Source organism: Deminuibacter soli (assembly GCF_003412455.1).
In the GTDB taxonomy this organism is placed as follows: Bacteria; Bacteroidota; Bacteroidia; order Chitinophagales; family Chitinophagaceae; genus Deminuibacter; species Deminuibacter soli.
This window is the reverse complement of sequence record NZ_QTJU01000007.1, coordinates 94768-110909: the sequence shown is the minus strand read 5'-3', so window position 1 is coordinate 110909 and position 16142 is coordinate 94768. Positions and strand designations below refer to the sequence as shown.

Here is a 16142-nt window from a genome sequence, read left to right as displayed (position 1 = left end):
CAACCAAAACGCAAACAGGTTGTTATTACAACGCTGATACCAGGTTAAACAAACATTCAAACATAAAAACTACACAAATGAAACGCACAGCATCTGCACATTGGAACGGCGATCTTAAAAATGGCGGCGGTACAATTTCTACACCAAGCACAGTACTGAACAAAACGCAATATTCTTTCAATACCCGCTTTGCTGACGGCGTTGGTACCAACCCCGAAGAATTGCTGGGCGCAGCGCATGCCGCCTGCTTTACCATGGCAACCAGCTCTGCACTTACCCAGGGTGGTTTTACGCCCGGCGACCTCGACACTGTGGCTACTGTTGAGTTTGACATGAGCTCTTTAAGCATCACCAACATTCACCTGGAATTAACCGCAGCGGCTATCCCCGGTGTAAGCAAAGAACAGTTTACTGAATTTGCCAACGCCGCCAAAGCCAATTGCCCGCTGTCAAAAGCCCTCGCTTCAGTGAACATCACTTTAACTGTGAACTACGCAGGCTAATATATCCGTACAGTTATATAAGAAGGTCTGGCCCCGGGGCCGGGCCTTTTCTTTTTTTTGGGATAACCGGATAGCATGAAGCCGGGACTGTTCCAATTGAACACTTGAACTTTGAAACCTGGGAACACCTCAAACCCGAAACCTCAAACGCGAAACTTCAAACGCGAAACTTCAAACGCGAAACTTCAAACATTAAACTTGAAACTTTCCCCCCTTCAGCTTAACTTCAGAAAAACAAATTCATTTCCTCTCAAAAACACCTTTGCATGCCAAAACTATCGTCTGCTTCCCGGCGCCGTTTTCTGCAACAGATCGGCGCAACTTCGCTTTTAATGGCCGCAGGCCCGCTCAGCAGTTTCGCTGCCCGCGAACAGGCTGAAGAACGTATGATCCGCTACAACAAAAGCTTTTCTCCCAACGACACCATCCGTCTTGCCGTTATCGGCTTCGGCATCCAGGGGCATGGTGATACAGCCACCGCGCTAAAAGTGCCGGGCGTTGAACTGGTAGCCGTGTGCGACCTGTACAATGGCCGCCTCGACAACGCCAAAGAACTCTACGGCGATAAAATATTCACCACCCGCAACTACCAGGAAATACTGGGCCGTAAAGATGTGGATGCCGTGATCATTGCCACCAGCGATCACTGGCATGCACGCATCACCAAAGAAGCCCTGAAAGCCGGCAAGGCCGTATACTGCGAAAAGCCGATGGTGCACAAAATAAGCGAGGGAATGGATGTGGTAAATGCCTCGCTCGCCAGCAAGGGCATTATACAGATAGGCAGCCAGCGCGTAAGCAGCATCATTTACGCTAAGGCGCAGGAACTGCTGCAGGCAGGCGAAATAGGCAAGCTGAATATGGTAAATGCAGTGTACGACCGCCAGAACGCCATCGGTGCCTGGGAGTACACCATGCCACTCGATGCCAGTCCGGATACTGTTGACTGGAACCGTTATGTGGAAGGCATGAACAAAATACCCTTCGATCCCAAGAAGTTTTTCTGGTGGCGCAACTACAAGGAATTTGGCACCGGCGTGGCAGGCGACCTGTTTGTACACCTGCTCTCCGGCACACACGTAATAACAGGTTCAAAAGGACCTGAAAAGATCTACGCCAGCGGCCAGCTCTCTTACTGGAAAGACGGCCGTAATGTGCCCGATGTAATGACCGGCATTCTGCAATACCCCGATACCGCTGCGCACCCTGCCTTCCAGCTTACCCTGCAGGTAAATTTTGTGAGCGGCACAGGCGGCGGCGAAACCATCCGCCTGGTGGGTGATGAAGGCGTGATTGATATCAAATACAACGGCCTTACTGTAAAACACAGCATTATGCCCAAGGCACCCGGCTTTGGCGGTTATGATGCGGTAATGACCTACCCCAAAAGCATGCAGCAGCAACTGACAGACGCCTACAAACAGAAATATACCGATGCCGAACGACGTGCACCGCACAAGGATGACATCGATTTTAAAGCGCCTCCCGGATACAGCGACCACCTCGACCATATCACCCGCTTTTTCGACGCCATCCGCGGCAGCAAACAAATAGTGGAAGATGCCACCTTCGGCTTCAGGGCTGCAGCGCCAGCCCTGGCCTGTAATGACAGCTATTTCAATAAAAAGATCGTATTCTGGAACCCGGAGAAAATGCAGCTGGAAAACAGCTGATAATGGCTGTATGGCTTATTGGTTTGATTGTTTGATAGAGAACGGGCCTATATTATGAAACGCCTCCGCTTCACCGCGGAGGCGTTTTTATTTGCGCCCTATTCAAGCTATACAATACTTCATCAGAATGCTTCAAGAAAATTGAAGTAAGTACCATTGTGGTTACCGGTTTCAGATGGCGCATAACCGAAATCAATACGCAGGTTAAGCCTGGGCTGTATTTCAAAGCGCATACCCACCCCAAAATCAGGCAGGGCACGGGTAAACAGGGATTGACCAAAACTGCCGCCGATAGCACCTGCACCGCCCCATACCACGAATCCGAAGCGCGACGGATCGCCATTGCGCTTATAGAATTTATGCCGGTATTCCGAAATAAAATAGTTCAGGAAAAAATCCCTGAACTGCCCGAACCGGAACCCGCGCAAATCATTGGAAGTACCAAGACTGATCATGGAGGTAAAAGGCGCCTGCCCGAAATCGTACCTGGAACGCCAGTTCAACGCAAGCGTGCGGCCCTTCCTGTTCCCGATGGGCAGGTAATAACGGGTATCAAAATCCAGCGCACCAAAATGCGTATTGCCACCAAACGCTTTCCGGTAAAAAGTGTAGATGAATGCACTGTACAAGCCCCTGTAAGCATTTTGCGGATAATCGCGCGAATCATAACTTAATATGCCGCCGATGCCTGTGTTTACAATGTGCTGGCCGGCTTGCAGGTAATAGGGATCCTGCGCCATATGCTTGTTAATCTTCCACAACACATTCTGGTTAAAATCCAGGCTCACGCCTGCAAACAGGTGCCTGCGCAATTTCCATAGCGGTCGCACCTGCGCTATAAAGAAGCTGCGCCAGAAATTGGTTGAATCAGGAAACTTGGTGTGTATAGCCTTTTCGTATCCCACACCGTAATAGGCATCGCGCGATGCTTTGTATTGTATCAGCGCATTGATGCGCAGCTTGTCATGCATCCAGAAGGTTGTCCACCCCGAGCTGGCGATGAATGATTTAATGGAAGAGTAAGTCAAAGTAATGGGCACAGACGAGCGCGGCAGCAGGCTGTCTTTTTTATTGGTTTTAAAAGAAAAGATAGCACCGCCCGCCAGACTGAATTGAATATCTGGTGAATAACCCGGCAGAAAAAACGGGTTGACCAATAAATTCCCCTTGTCAGGCCCTTTTACAGGCGCCCCGAATAAATGAAAGCTTTTCTTTTTAGGAGGTGTTGTATCGTGCAAAACGGGCATGGTAGTGCCATTGGGCGGTGTACTGTCGCGTATTTGCCATGCATAGGCAGCCGGGTGTAACAAAAATAACAAGGCCAGCAGGTATAAACATCTGTTCATTCGCATGCAATTGAAATGGTTCCGGTGCTGGTTAGTACAAAAGCCGTTCCGCAGGCAGCTCAGTTGCATGAATAAGCGAAAACAACGCCCTGGAATAAGATGGCGGCTAATTTTAACGCAAATGCGTGAACAAAAAACGTAGCCCGTTAAATCATCATTGGCATGAATTTGTTGCGGAATAAAGAAAGCCAACCTATGTACAAGATTCAGCTCTTCCATGAAAAATCAGCCGAGCTGCTGCAACAGCGCGCCAATGAATGGCTTACCAGTCATAAAGAGATCGCCATCACGCAATCCAACACCACGCAATCCGGCACCGGCATAGATGCCTCTTTCTCCCTATACCTGTTATACACCACTACCGAAGCCCAGGCCGAAGAACTAAAAGAACTTGCCGCCGAAGTAAAACCCCAGGATTCCGTAGAAGCCACTACCATCAATCCTGACATCTTAACGCCCAGCAGTTAGATGTTCAATGGGTTAATAGTTTAATTGTTTAATAGTTCAATTGTTCAATGGTTGGATGGCTCAATGGCTTAACAGCGCCACACTTCTTTGTGCCCTCTGCGTAAAACTTCGTGTTCTTTGTGGTTAAAAACTGCGCTACGATCTCCGCAATAGTCTTTGCTAAGATTACAGGCTCGCTAAGATAGTCTCGACGTGTCGGCTCTCGATTCTCGACCACGGACCCGCACAGGCTGACAACTCACGGCTCACGATTGCCGATATTGCTTACCTTCGCGGTTTTACATTGCATATGACCTTCAGCGAACTCAACTTAAATACGCCCCTGCTCAACGCCCTTGACGATCTTGGATTTGCCGAGCCTACCACCATTCAGCGCAAAGTATTTTCCGTGATCATGAGCGGACAGGACGTGTGCGGCATTGCACAAACCGGCACAGGTAAAACCTTTGCCTACCTGCTGCCCTGCCTGCGCCAGCTGAAATATTCAAAGGAACGCTTTCCGCAAATGCTCGTGATTGTACCTACCCGCGAACTGGTAGTACAGGTAGTGGAAGCCGTTAAAAAGCTCACTGCCTACATGACCCTCGAAGTGGCAGGCGTATATGGCGGCGTGAACATCAACCCGCAAAAAGAAGCCATGGAAAACGGGCTTGACATAGTAGTGGCTACACCCGGCAGGCTGTACGACCTGGTGGTAAGTGGTTCACTGCGGTTAAAGGCTATTAAAAAACTGGTGATAGATGAGATGGACGAAATGCTGAACCTCGGCTTTCGCACACAGCTGAAAAACATACTGGACCTGCTTCCGCCGAAAAGGCAGAACCTCCTGTTCTCTGCAACCATTACACCCGAAGTGGAAGACCTGCTGGAAGAATACTTCAACAACCCGGTAAAAATTGAAGCCGCACCTGCAGGCACACCGTTAGAGAATATTGACCAGCAGGCGTACGAAGTGCCCAATTTTTACACCAAGGTAAACCTGCTGAAGCTGTTGCTGGAACGTGATGCCGAAATGAGCAGGGTAATGATATTTGCCGCCACCCGCAGCCTGGCAGACCAGCTGTTTGAACAACTGGAACCAGCCTATCCCGGTGCAGCCGGCGTTATACACTCCAACAAGGAACAGAATCACCGCTTCAATACCGTAAAACAGTTTCGCAACGGCACCTACCGGTTTATTATCGCAACCGATATCGTGGCCAGGGGTATTGATATTTCCGAAGTAACACACGTCATCAATTTCGATTTGCCTGAAGTACCCGAGAACTATATTCACCGCATTGGCCGTACCGGCAGGGCCGACAAAAATGGCATCGCGATTTCCTTTATCACCCCGCGTGAAAAAGAACAGCAGCAGGCCATTGAAGAACTGATGCACTTCGCCATTCCCGTAACACCGCTGCCTGAAGACCTCGTTATTTCAACTGTATTAACAGAAGACGAGATACCCAAAGTGCACATGAAAACCATACCGGTAAAGCTGCCCAACAAAGGCGTATCCGGACCTGCATTTCATGAGAAGAAAGCGAAGAACCGTAAAACCAACCAGAAAATCACCCACGCAGAAAAAATGAAACAGAAGTACGGCAAGCCCAAAACGCGCGCCGGCCGGAAAAAATAAAAAGAACACGCAAAGGATGCAGGCTTTACCAACCGCATCCTTCGTGCTTTTATACCTGTTTCGTTTGTTGTGCCTGCAACGGGTTTATAGCAGCATAATCGCTAAACTGCTACTAATCAAATTATCCGCTGCGCATTGCCCCTTGCCTCCCGCCCACTTGTTCCTGCATTTATTTGCCATCTCTGTCTGCCGCGGTCATTTCCTCCCGCCATGCAGTAACCGTTACATATTGGAAAACTGCGGAAGCAGTGGCTATTTTGTGCTGGCATCTATTATTCATTCAAACAAACCATATGGAAACAAAAACCAGTTCAAAATACATTGCTGAGTTTATTGGTACGCTTTGCCTCGTATTGTTTGGCTGCGGATCTGCTGTAATAGCAAGCGCAAACATAGAAGGTGTTGCCCCTTCAGGCATTGGTTTGCTGGGTATTGCGCTGGCATTCGGCGTAACAGTAACGGTAATGGCATATGCCATCGGGCCTATTTCAGGTTGCCATGTAAACCCGGCTATTTCCATTGCTATGCTGGCTGCCGGCCAGTTGAGTTTTAAAGATTGCGTAGGCTATGTAATTGCACAATGCCTTGGCGCTATTGCAGGCGCCGGTATACTGCTACTGATTGCCTCAGGAAGGCCGGATTTCGTGATGCACCCCTATGTATTGGGCTGCAATGGATGGGGAGCTGATTACCTGGGGCATTATTCCTTAACCGCGGCATTCCTGGCCGAACTGGTATTCAGTTTTATTTTCCTCATCGTTATATTCGGCACTACCGCAAAAAGAGCCAATCCCGGTATGGCCGGACTGGCCATAGGTTTGTCGCTCACGCTTATTCACCTGGTGGTTATACCCATCACCGGCACCTCTGTAAACCCTGCACGCAGCCTGGGACCTGCCCTGTTTGCAGGTGGTGCAGCCCTGCAGCAATTGTGGCTATTTATTGTAGCCCCAATCCTGGGCGCCGTTACCGCTGCCGTTTTCTGGAAGCTAACACTGGAACAAAAAGAAGTGGTAACCAAGAAAATGGTGGATGTACACGAAGACATTTCGATTAACAGGGTGTAAGCGCGTGAATCGTCAGTCGTGAGTGGAAAAACATCGGGAATCGACAGTCGACACGTCGAGACTATTTAAGCGAGTATTAAATAACACAATACTTATCGCCTGCGGCGATACTGCGAATCCCTTTTCTTAAGTCCTATGTTGGCATACCAGCCGGCATAGGACTTTCAACGTGCTCACCGGTAATGCCGTAACCTGCCCGTGGCTGTGTCCCCACAGCCACCTTCTTCACCAATAATGAGCGGTGTGCAGCCACCGGCGAAGCGATGCGCCGTTTCATTCATTATTGACTATTCACCAGTGATCCCTCCCTAAATGCCGCAAGAACCGGGTTGCTGTGCCGTGGCACCGCAGCTAGTTTTGTGGCAGAACAAATGATTATGTTATCTATTTCCGAACGCATCCGCACAAAAGACTGGACCGCTATTACACAACAACTGCACCAGCAGGGTTATGCCCTTGTACCCGATGTTGTGAGCACAGAAGAATGCAGCCAGCTTATCCAGCAATACAACGCAGACCTGTACCGCAAAACCATTAAAATGGAGCGGTACCGCTTTGGTTTGGGCGAGTATAAATATTTCCGTTATCCTTTGCCTGCGTTGATTCAGCAGTTGCGCGAAACCGTGTACCCGTTGCTTGCACCGGTTGCCAATGAATGGATGCGGCAACTGGGCATAGGCACCAGCTTTCCTGTTTCATTCCATCACCTGCAGCAGCTGTGTCACAGCCACAAACAGGTACATCCCACCGTGCTTACGCTGAAATACGGCGCAGGCGGCTTCAATACCCTGCACCAGGATTTGTATGGAGACATCTGGTTTCCCATGCAGCTGGTACTGTTTTTAAATGACGCAGGTAAAAATTATACCGGCGGTGAATTTGTATTAACAGAACAGGTTCCGCGTGCGCAATCGCAAGCCATAGTACTACAGCCACCACAAGGCAGCATGTTGTTATTCACCACCAGTTTCAGACCTGTGAAAGGCAGTCGTGGTTACTACCGCGTAAACATGAAACACGGCGTAAGCCGCCTCCACAGCGGTGAACGCCACACACTCGGCATCATCTTTCACGATGCATTGAGTTAGCTGTTTAAATGGTTGTCCCCACAGCCACCTTCTTCACCCTCACCCGCGCCAAAGCTTCCAACGGAAGCGATGCGCCGCTTCATTCACTATTGACTATTCACCAGTGCCCCTTCACCAATATACCCGCTCCGACCGCTCACCACTCACTATAAAGATCCGCAAAGATCAATCCCCATGTATCTTTCACGCTGATACTTGTAATATTGCGATATGTAACGGTTACACCCACATTACCGCAAACGATTTTATTAAATTTAGTATGATAACAAGCTTGCCATCGTGGCAGCGTTTCCCTGCTCAATTAATAAGCGCTGTAATGAATACAACTAACGCCAACCATACTTTCAGCGACAAAGAAATTCTGCGGCAGTTAAATAAAATACTGAAAGCAGAAATGTTCCGCTCTTCAAAAGTGCTGAGTAATTTTTTGAAATTCGTCGTATCCGAAAAACTGAAAGGACGCGAAGACACCCTCAAAGAACACCGTATTGCAGTGAAAGGCCTCGGTCTGCCCGCTACCTTTGATCCCAAGCACCTCGCCAACATCCGCATCTATGCCATACGCCTGCGTACATTACTGCAAAGCTATTATACCAGCAAGGGAGCAAATGATGAAATTCGCATCAGTGTGCCCAAGGGTGGCTACAAACCTGCGTTCAGCAAACATGTGCCCGGCAGCACAGAACAGCCTGCCGAAACTGCTAACCAGCGATTATCCATTGCCGTGCATCCTTTAATGAAAGGTACGCCCGGCATCAGCGAAGAGCTGGTGCACCAGTTGGGTGAACAGTTAACCAGTGAACTGACTGCCCGTTCCGGCTTAAACGCAGTGGTATACCCTTATGCACGGGAAGGCGGCCAGGAAGGGCATGGCCTGCTGCCTGCAGCGTTAAGCATTACCGGCACGCTAACGGATGCAGATGATACACTGGTAGCCAATATCCAGCTGTTGTCTGCACAGCAGGAGGCGCCATTGCAAAGCTGGCAATTTGAAACCGGCAGCAACAATCCGCAGGCATTGGTAGCAGAGATAGCCACTGCCGTATACCGGGCGCTGGATGAGCAAAAAGAAACCCTGCCTGCCAGCCACGGGAACCATGAATAATACAGTTGCTGTTACCTGTGCGCATTACCCAGCCACAACAGGGTATTGATGATCATTTTATCCTGCACAGCATTGCCGAATGTATTGGAGAGCGTGGCATTGGTATGGTGTTCGTAATCCATATCATTGTGTCCCATATTCACGTACAGCATGTGGTAGCGTTTGTTTGTCCACACCACGGGATAATAACCGCTGTGCCATATTTCATGCTGTTTGGGACCTGTACCCAAGGGAAAGCTGGTTGAATCAATAGACAGCAATATATCAATATCTTTATGCTTACGCAGATCGTTCTGCCACCTGTACCATTCATTGGGCGATGCTTTAAAAGTAGCCGGCAGCCCTTTCATAGCCGGGTGTGCTGCATCTTCTACACGCAGTATGGCCGAAGTGGGGCGCCAGGTATTGGAACCATACTCGCCTGAACCGAGAAATTCATTGTGATACCAATCCCAGTTCTGCGGATAATCAGAGGGTGTAAGTGCAAAAGCCGAAAAATGAAAACCGATCCACCCGCCGCCCTGTTCCATGTATTGCCGGAAAGCAGCACGCTGCGCAGGTGTTTCAGGACGTGTATCGAGGAACAACACTACCTGGTAGTTTTTCAGGAAACCGGCGTTCAGGTTATCCCAGTTATCGGTAGAATCATAGCTGAAATGATGGGCCGCTGCCATTGTAGCAAACCAACGGTTGGCTTCATGTACAAAGCTGATATGTGCAAGATCATGCTTTGCCGTAAAAAAGCCGATCACCTTAAAAGGCTTGCCCGCATTGCGTTGCGCCATACAGGGCCTTGCAGCAGGTAAGAACAGGCCAAACAATACAATCAGCAAAATGCCATACCGGTTGAAAGAAAACATAGGCAGTTGGTTTGATAAGTGCAGATGAAGGTATTCAATTACGCGGATTTACTGCCGGCTTTGCTGTTTTTATATGCATCCTTATACGATGCATAATCCTTCATTACCTGTGCTGCATATTGTTTGGCATACTGCAGGATGGTTTTCTTCCAGCGGCTGCCTGCGTCGGCAAAAGCAATCAGTTCGTCTGCAATACCCGAACCGTCACGTCCCGCACTGCGCAGCTGCCCTGAAGCCGTTAACAGGGCCATGGTAGATAAAATGGTATTCAGCTTACCGCGTTTGCCTTTGCACAAGGCCAGGTTCATACGGTCACTGGTGGGCTGCAGTTCTTTTAGCACAAAATGCATGCGGTCTATTTTCACTTCGTGCAGCAATGCGGGAGATACATACTGCATGCGTTTTTGTATGGCGATAATGCGTGCTGCATTGTTTTTCCAGTCAGGCTGCGGTAGTAACACATAGGGTTGCAGGGAAGAAGGTGTGGCCTGTTTTAAATCCAGCAACCGCAGCCGGTTGGTTTTCTTATCCTGTACCAGCAATACATAGCGCTGCAGCCCCACGCTGCCGGTACCGGCAATACGATAAGCTGCATCCAGTGTGCGGTAGCGGCTCAGCGGTTCGTGCGCCTGCAGCCATTCGTCTGTTTGCCGGATAATCTTTTTCCTTGTCTCAGGAGTTACCTGCATAGACTTCTTATTGTCGATCAGCAACCGCACACGGTCTTTCTTCAGCGTAAGCCTGGTTTGCACAAAATCCTTTTCCCGCCGCAGTTTCACCTGTTGCAGAAAAAAGCGCAACAACCCTTCTGCCGTTTCTTTCTCAACAGCCAAAGCCTTCCCGTTTTTCAGTACATGCAAATAAGTATCCAGGTAGTCCTGGCACAACACTTCAGCTGTTTGTTCATCAAACCCTACCTGGTTGCCGGCAATATAAATGCTCGTAAGCAGGCGCACTAATTCCCAGCTAACAGGCGCCTGGATGGCTTCATCAAAATCATTCAGGTCGAAATACACTACACGGTTATCCCCTTTGTAGCTGCCGAAATTTTCGAGATGCAGGTCACCGCATATCCATGCGCGGGTATTATCTTTCCAGCTGATTTGTTTGGCGAGGTCTTCATAAAACAGATGACAGGTACCCCTGAAAAACCGGAACGGATCTTCACTGATAAAACGGTATTTGAGCGCCAGCAGTTCGGGCACCCGGTTGTGGTTGTAAGCCGTTATGCGATCGTAAACAGTTGCCATGTGCCAGTATTTAAAAATCGAATTCTTTAATCTCGGTGTCCTGCAGCAGGCACTGCACCAGGGCTTCATGACTTTTTTTAGTACCCTGCAGCAGCCAGTTACCGGTGATCTCGTCACCTATCCTGCTCTGCCTGCCACGCTTGGCTTTTAAATTATATTGCTTAAACAGCACCTCATACCGCTCCAGTGTTTCCTGGCGAAACGGGCAGACTATTTTGTAGCTGCGTAACTGGTTGAGTGTTTCTATCCAGTCCTGTACATAGATAAGGCCCACTAAAATCAGCAGCACCATAGTGCCTGCAACAAATGCACCGGTGGTATAACCTGCGCCGGCTGCCATACCCAGTGCAGCCACCATCCAGATAGTTGTTGCGGTGGTGATGCCGGTAACCTTGCTTTCTTCTTTGAAAATAACACCGGCACCCAGGAAGCCGATACCGGTGATGATATTGGCAGCAATGCGATCGGGATTGCTGCTGCCGCCGATTAAAACAGACAACTGTGTAAACAAACAGGCGCCCACACTTACGAGTATGGTGGTACGCAAGCCGGCAGATTTGGAGCGGTATTCACGCTCGGCGCCAATAATTGCACCAATGAGCAACGCAACCATCAATTGTTGCAGGTATAGCGGTATGGCAAAATGCATAGCGACAAGTTGTACAGACCAATGTACAAAAAGAAGCGCAAAGAAGGCGGGACTTTATAGAATGGCTGTGAAGACACAGCCATTGGCATAGTGAGTATTGAATAAATGCCGGCGACATGCCGGCATTTATTCCTGTTTATCATACCGCCTCCGCCACACGCTGCTCGTGGAACAGCGCTGCCGCAACACCGGTAAAACCGCAGTCAGGTACCACGAACAGCGAGCCGGCAAGCGGCTGCGCAGCCAGGTCTGATTCAGATAGCCCTTTGCGTGCGGTAGTAATGTATAAATCGCCAAGGTTTTCGCCACCGAATGTGCAGGAGGTAACGCGTGCAACAGGCAATGCTACCCGGTGCAGCTGTTCACCCGTTTGCGGATTCCAGCGCGTTACCTGCCAGCCATCCCAGTGCGCTATCCACAACATGCCTTCACTATCGATAGTCATACCATCGGGTGCGCCGTCCTTTTCAGGGATGCGTATCACTACGCGCCTGGCGCTGATATCACCGGTAGCATCATCGTAATCACAGGCTGTTACTGCATATGCAGGCGTATCAATGTAATAAAACGTACGCGCATCTGCACTCCAGGCCATGCCATTGGGAATAGTGAGGTGTTTGATTTTTTTAACGATCTGCAGGTTGTTGTCGAGCATGTAAATGCTGCCTGCTCCCGGCTGTTCAGACAAGGAAACCGTACCTGCCCAGAAACGCCCGGCAGGATCGCATTTGCCATCATTAAACCGGTTATTGGGCAAATGACATTCCGGTGCATCGATCATTTTTATGGCGCCGGTATCACGGTTGATAAAACCCAGCCCCTGCTGCAGCGCAGCAACAAAATCACCATTGGTACAAACGGCTACGGCACCCAGCAGCTGGTGTACAGGCAAACTGGTGTGTTGTTGGGTGCGGGTATTAAACTGGTGCAGCACGCCACTCAGTATATCAACCCAGCAAATGGTTTGGGTACGCGCATCCCATACCGGGCCTTCGCCCAGCATACTGGTATGCGCTACTACTGCATTCATTGGCAAGCGAATCGTTGTAAGCATATGTGTTTTTTAAAGTGTACGTGTTAAACCTCCTGGTACGGCGAAGGGCTAATGCAAGTCCACCCGCCATCTACCACCAGACTTTGCCCGGTGATATGCCTGGCATCATCACTCACCAGGAACAGGGCGGCCTGCGCAATATCTGCCGTGTGCGCCGGTCTGCCCATTGGTGTAAGCCTGCTCCACACACTGGCATAGTCTGCCTCCTGCATGGTGCGTTCGGTTAAGGTAGCACCCGGGGCAATGGTGTTTACATTAATACCAAACGGTGATAATTCAATTACCAGGTTGCGCGCCAGCATTTCCAGTGCAGCCTTGCTCATGCCATAGGCCGCAAGATTTTTATGCGCCTGGTGCCCGGTAACGGAAGAAGTAAACAACACACTTCCCCCCTTACCCAGCCGCTTCATTTCATTGGCTGCAGCCTGTGCCAGGAAAAAACTGCCGCCGAGGTTTACCTGCATTACGCGGTTAAACGCCTCGGGCGTATATGTAAAGAAATCACCAAACAGGGTAATGCCTGCATTGGCAATCACAATATCAATACCGTCATGTTCCTGAACAGCCGTTTGCACCAACTGCCTTACAAACTGAACATCGCCCGAATCACCGGGGTGCGCAGTACACTGCAATCCTTGTGCACTGATAGCTGCAGCCGCCTGCTGTGCCAGTGCTGCATCAATATCATTCAGCAAAACAGTAGCCCCTTCCGCTGCCAGCCTTTGACAAATTTCAAATCCTATTCCCTGTGCAGCACCGGTAACCAGTGCTGTTTTGTGCTTAAATCGCATACTCATATGGAAGGTTTATCGTTTCGTACAATCGTTCTTAATTAATGTGAATCACGCGACACCTCGCTACCGGAGCCGCCCTGCAGAAAATCAAAATCAGCCCCCAGGTGCGCCTGTTGTACATGCTGCTGGTACAGCTGTACATAACCGCGTGCAGCAGGTTTAACCGCGTTTTGCCATTGCGCTTTGCGTGCTGCTATTTCTTCGGCAGACAAAGCGATTTCCAGCTTACGGGCAGGCACATCCAGCGTAATAATATCGCCTGTTTGCACAATGGCCAGCGTACCACCTGCAGCCGCTTCGGGCGAAACATGCAATACCACGGTGCCAAAACCGGTGCCGCTCATACGTCCGTCAGAAATACGCACCATATCGGTAACACCCTGGGCCAGCAGCTTGGCCGGCAAACCCATATTACCCACTTCAGGCATGCCGGGATAACCTTTGGGACCCACATTTTTCAGCACCAGTATATCATTCGCCTGTACATCCAGGTCAGGATCATCTACCAACGCCTTGTAATGGTCAATATCTTCAAACACCACAGCCCTGCCTGTATGCTGCATCAGGTGTGCACTGGCAGCCGCGGGTTTAATCACCGCGCCATTTTCACACAGGTTGCCTTTCAGCACCATAATACCCGACACCTCGTTAAAAGGCTGCTGTATACCGGCAATCACTTCGTCATTATAATTTACGCAGCCTTCATAGATCTGCTGCACAGTAGCGCCCGCTGCTGTTACACATTGCGCATGCAGTTGCGGCAACAGTTCTTTAATTACAACAGGTAAGCCGCCTGCGTAGTAAAAATCCTCCATAAAATAACGGCCTGCAGGCTGCAGGTTGGCCAGCAAGGGTATGCCTGCTGCCACCGTATCAATATCTTCCAGCGAAAGCTGCACGCCAATACGTGCTGCAATGGCCAGCAGGTGAATGGCAAAATTGGTAGAGCCGCCGATAGCCGCATTTACCTTAATGGCATTTTCAAAAGCCTCCCTTGTTAAAATGTGTGATAAACGCACATCCTCATGCACCATACGCACAATGGCCGAACCGGATAATTGCGCCAGCACCTTGCGTGCTGCATCGGGCGCAGGAATGGCGGCGTTCTGGGGCAGACTGATACCCAGCGCCTCCGTCATACAGGCCATGGTACTGGCAGTACCCATCACCGCGCAGTGCCCGTCGCTGCGGCACATGCCTGCTTCAGCCAGCGTTAGTGCCTCTTCGGTCATTTTGCCAGACCGAACCGATTCACTGAAACGCCAGATATCGCTGGTGCTGATATTGCGCCCTTCATGCCTGCCGGTAAGCATAGCCCCGCCAGATACCACGATGGTGGGCAAATCAACACTACAGGCACCCATCACCAATGCAGGTGTGGTTTTATCGCAGCCGCACAGCAATACCACACCATCCAGCGGGTTGGCGCGTATCGATTCTTCCACATCCATGCTCACCAGGTTGCGGTACAGCATGGCAGTAGGCTTAATCAATGTTTCGCCCAGCGACATAACGGGAAATTCAACCGGGAAACCACCTGCTTCAAGCACGCCCCTTTTAACGGCCTCTGCAAGCTCCCGGAAATGACTGTTGCAGGGAGTTAATTCACTCCACGTATTACAAATACCTATTACGGGTTTGCCCTGCAGTTCGTGTGCGGCAATACCCTGTTTCTTCATCCAGGCACGGTAAATAAATCCATCCTTACCGGTGCGGCCAAACCAGCCCTGGCTTCTGCGAATCGTTTTTTCCATGGTTCAATTTATCGAAAAACAGTCAATACCCGAAAAGCTTGCCGCACAAAACATTTAGCAGCACAGTTTGTTATGGATTTATAACACTGGCAACATGAAAACAGCAATCGTTATCGGCGCAACAGGTATGGTAGGTTCTGCACTGGTACAGCTGCTGCTTGAGCACCGGGATTATGCACACGTAAAAACCTTTGTACGCCACAGCAGCAATGTAAAACATCCCAAGCTGCAGGAGCGTGTGGTTGATTTTAACCAGGTAGCCGGGTGGCAGCATTTTCTGCAGGGCGATGTACTGTTCTCCTGCCTGGGCACAACGCTGAAACAGGCAGGCAGCAAAGACGCGCAATACCAGGTAGACTATACTTACCAGCTTGAAGTAGCGCTTGCAGCCGCTGCTAACAAGGTGCCGGTATATGTGCTGGTATCTGCATCAGGCGCCAGCATAAATGCTGCTCATTTTTATCTCCGCATGAAAGGCGCGCTCGAAACAGCCATACTGGCCCTGCCTTTTCTGCATACCCATATTTTACGCCCCGGCGTGCTGGAAGGGGCACGCAAACAAAAACGCATGGGTGAACTGACTTTCTTAAAAGCCATGCGCTTCTTTAATGGCATCGGCATGTTCAAAAAATTCAGACCGGTACACGTGCGCAAACTGGCCCGTGTGATGATCGGCATTGCCGGCAACAGCGCCGCTAAGGTAAAAGTGTACGAAGCCGCAAATTTGTGAAGAGGAGGCGCATCGGTATCGCCCGCGGCTGTGTCCCCACAGCCGCTGGTTGGATGCATGCCGGTGGTGACACCGGCATGGGCATTGTGGATGGCGCCCTCGCACCGACTGACGATTCACGCTTAACGCTATATTTCGACGAATGAAACCCTGCCCCAGCTGCCAGACATTCCTCATATG

Annotated in this window: 14 protein-coding genes and 1 pseudogene; 8 read left to right on the top strand and 7 right to left on the bottom strand. The window is 50.1% G+C overall.

Going from position 1 to position 16142, the window contains the following annotated elements; translation table 11 throughout:
* Positions 1-77 precede the first annotated feature (77 nt).
* Positions 78-503 carry an OsmC family protein gene (locus DXN05_RS17595; RefSeq protein WP_116848590.1) on the top strand — a complete coding sequence of 142 codons (426 nt, stop codon included), beginning with the start codon at positions 78-80 and terminating at the stop codon, positions 501-503.
* Between the two features lie 266 nt (positions 504-769).
* The gene (locus DXN05_RS17590; protein WP_116848589.1) at positions 770-2176 is read left to right on the top strand and encodes a Gfo/Idh/MocA family protein; all 1407 of its coding nucleotides are present in this window, start codon (positions 770-772) and stop codon (positions 2174-2176) included.
* A gap of 122 nt (positions 2177-2298) precedes the next feature.
* Here the strand turns inward: DXN05_RS17590 and DXN05_RS17585 are convergent, their stop codons facing one another.
* A complete protein-coding gene (locus DXN05_RS17585) occupies positions 2299-3522 on the bottom strand; it encodes a BamA/TamA family outer membrane protein (protein ID WP_158559299.1) in 1224 nt (407 codons plus the stop codon).
* Between the two features lie 195 nt (positions 3523-3717).
* Between DXN05_RS17585 and DXN05_RS17580 the strand changes: the two genes are divergently transcribed.
* From DXN05_RS17580 to DXN05_RS17555, 5 genes are all read left to right on the top strand, one after another.
* Positions 3718-3990, top strand: coding sequence for a hypothetical protein (locus DXN05_RS17580; protein WP_116848587.1), 273 nt, complete (start codon positions 3718-3720; stop codon positions 3988-3990).
* Positions 3991-4279: 289 nt separating this feature from the next.
* Positions 4280-5611 carry a DEAD/DEAH box helicase gene (locus DXN05_RS17575; protein WP_116848586.1) on the top strand — a complete coding sequence of 444 codons (1332 nt, stop codon included), beginning with the start codon at positions 4280-4282 and terminating at the stop codon, positions 5609-5611.
* 293 nt (positions 5612-5904) lie between these two features.
* Positions 5905-6678, top strand: coding sequence for an aquaporin Z (gene aqpZ / locus DXN05_RS17565; RefSeq protein ID WP_116848584.1), 774 nt, complete (start codon positions 5905-5907; stop codon positions 6676-6678).
* 377 nt (positions 6679-7055) lie between these two features.
* Complete coding sequence (locus DXN05_RS17560; RefSeq protein WP_116848751.1) at positions 7056-7766, top strand: 2OG-Fe(II) oxygenase; 711 nt, start codon at positions 7056-7058, stop codon at positions 7764-7766.
* Positions 7767-8082: 316 nt separating this feature from the next.
* A complete protein-coding gene (locus DXN05_RS17555) occupies positions 8083-8871 on the top strand; it encodes a hypothetical protein (protein WP_116848583.1) in 789 nt (262 codons plus the stop codon).
* Positions 8872-8984: 113 nt separating this feature from the next.
* Here the strand turns inward: DXN05_RS17555 and DXN05_RS17550 are convergent.
* From DXN05_RS17550 to DXN05_RS17525, 6 genes and pseudogenes are all read right to left on the bottom strand, one after another.
* A pseudogene (locus tag DXN05_RS17550) lies at positions 8985-9656 on the bottom strand (ThuA domain-containing protein); the annotation flags it as partial.
* A 113-nt stretch (positions 9657-9769) separates the two neighbouring features.
* Positions 9770-10981, bottom strand: a complete 1212-nt coding sequence (locus tag DXN05_RS17545; RefSeq protein WP_158559298.1) for a DUF2252 domain-containing protein — start codon at positions 10979-10981, stop codon at positions 9770-9772.
* 10 nt (positions 10982-10991) lie between these two features.
* Positions 10992-11630, bottom strand: a complete 639-nt coding sequence (locus tag DXN05_RS17540) for an MgtC/SapB family protein (protein WP_116848580.1) — start codon at positions 11628-11630, stop codon at positions 10992-10994.
* Between the two features lie 139 nt (positions 11631-11769).
* The gene (locus DXN05_RS17535) at positions 11770-12684 is read right to left on the bottom strand and encodes an SMP-30/gluconolactonase/LRE family protein (RefSeq protein ID WP_245975241.1); all 915 of its coding nucleotides are present in this window, start codon (positions 12682-12684) and stop codon (positions 11770-11772) included.
* A gap of 23 nt (positions 12685-12707) precedes the next feature.
* Positions 12708-13481 (bottom strand): SDR family NAD(P)-dependent oxidoreductase, encoded by a 774-nt coding sequence (locus DXN05_RS17530; protein WP_116848578.1) that lies wholly within the window; start codon positions 13479-13481, stop codon positions 12708-12710.
* Between the two features lie 35 nt (positions 13482-13516).
* Positions 13517-15232, bottom strand: a complete 1716-nt coding sequence (locus DXN05_RS17525) for an IlvD/Edd family dehydratase (RefSeq protein ID WP_116848577.1) — start codon at positions 15230-15232, stop codon at positions 13517-13519.
* Positions 15233-15326: 94 nt separating this feature from the next.
* Here DXN05_RS17525 and DXN05_RS17520 point away from each other — a divergent pair, with 94 nt between their 5' ends.
* Positions 15327-15962, top strand: coding sequence for an NAD(P)H-binding protein (locus tag DXN05_RS17520; protein WP_116848576.1), 636 nt, complete (start codon positions 15327-15329; stop codon positions 15960-15962).
* Positions 15963-16142 lie beyond the last annotated feature (180 nt).

Excerpts from the sequence above, each read along its gene's own strand:
- DXN05_RS17595 (WP_116848590.1), top strand. The coding sequence starts at position 78 with ATGAAACGCACAGCATCTGCACATTGGAACGGCGATCTTAAAAATGGC.
- DXN05_RS17590 (WP_116848589.1), top strand. The coding sequence starts at position 770 with ATGCCAAAACTATCGTCTGCTTCCCGGCGCCGTTTTCTGCAACAGATC.
- DXN05_RS17585 (WP_158559299.1), bottom strand. The coding sequence starts at position 3,522 with ATGAACAGATGTTTATACCTGCTGGCCTTGTTATTTTTGTTACACCCG.
- DXN05_RS17580 (WP_116848587.1), top strand. The coding sequence starts at position 3,718 with ATGTACAAGATTCAGCTCTTCCATGAAAAATCAGCCGAGCTGCTGCAA.
- DXN05_RS17575 (WP_116848586.1), top strand. The coding sequence starts at position 4,280 with ATGACCTTCAGCGAACTCAACTTAAATACGCCCCTGCTCAACGCCCTT.
- aqpZ (WP_116848584.1), top strand. The coding sequence starts at position 5,905 with ATGGAAACAAAAACCAGTTCAAAATACATTGCTGAGTTTATTGGTACG.
- DXN05_RS17560 (WP_116848751.1), top strand. The coding sequence starts at position 7,056 with ATGTTATCTATTTCCGAACGCATCCGCACAAAAGACTGGACCGCTATT.
- DXN05_RS17555 (WP_116848583.1), top strand. The coding sequence starts at position 8,083 with ATGAATACAACTAACGCCAACCATACTTTCAGCGACAAAGAAATTCTG.
- DXN05_RS17545 (WP_158559298.1), bottom strand. The coding sequence starts at position 10,981 with ATGGCAACTGTTTACGATCGCATAACGGCTTACAACCACAACCGGGTG.
- DXN05_RS17540 (WP_116848580.1), bottom strand. The coding sequence starts at position 11,630 with ATGCATTTTGCCATACCGCTATACCTGCAACAATTGATGGTTGCGTTG.
- DXN05_RS17535 (WP_245975241.1), bottom strand. The coding sequence starts at position 12,684 with ATGCTTACAACGATTCGCTTGCCAATGAATGCAGTAGTAGCGCATACC.
- DXN05_RS17530 (WP_116848578.1), bottom strand. The coding sequence starts at position 13,481 with ATGAGTATGCGATTTAAGCACAAAACAGCACTGGTTACCGGTGCTGCA.
- DXN05_RS17525 (WP_116848577.1), bottom strand. The coding sequence starts at position 15,232 with ATGGAAAAAACGATTCGCAGAAGCCAGGGCTGGTTTGGCCGCACCGGT.
- DXN05_RS17520 (WP_116848576.1), top strand. The coding sequence starts at position 15,327 with ATGAAAACAGCAATCGTTATCGGCGCAACAGGTATGGTAGGTTCTGCA.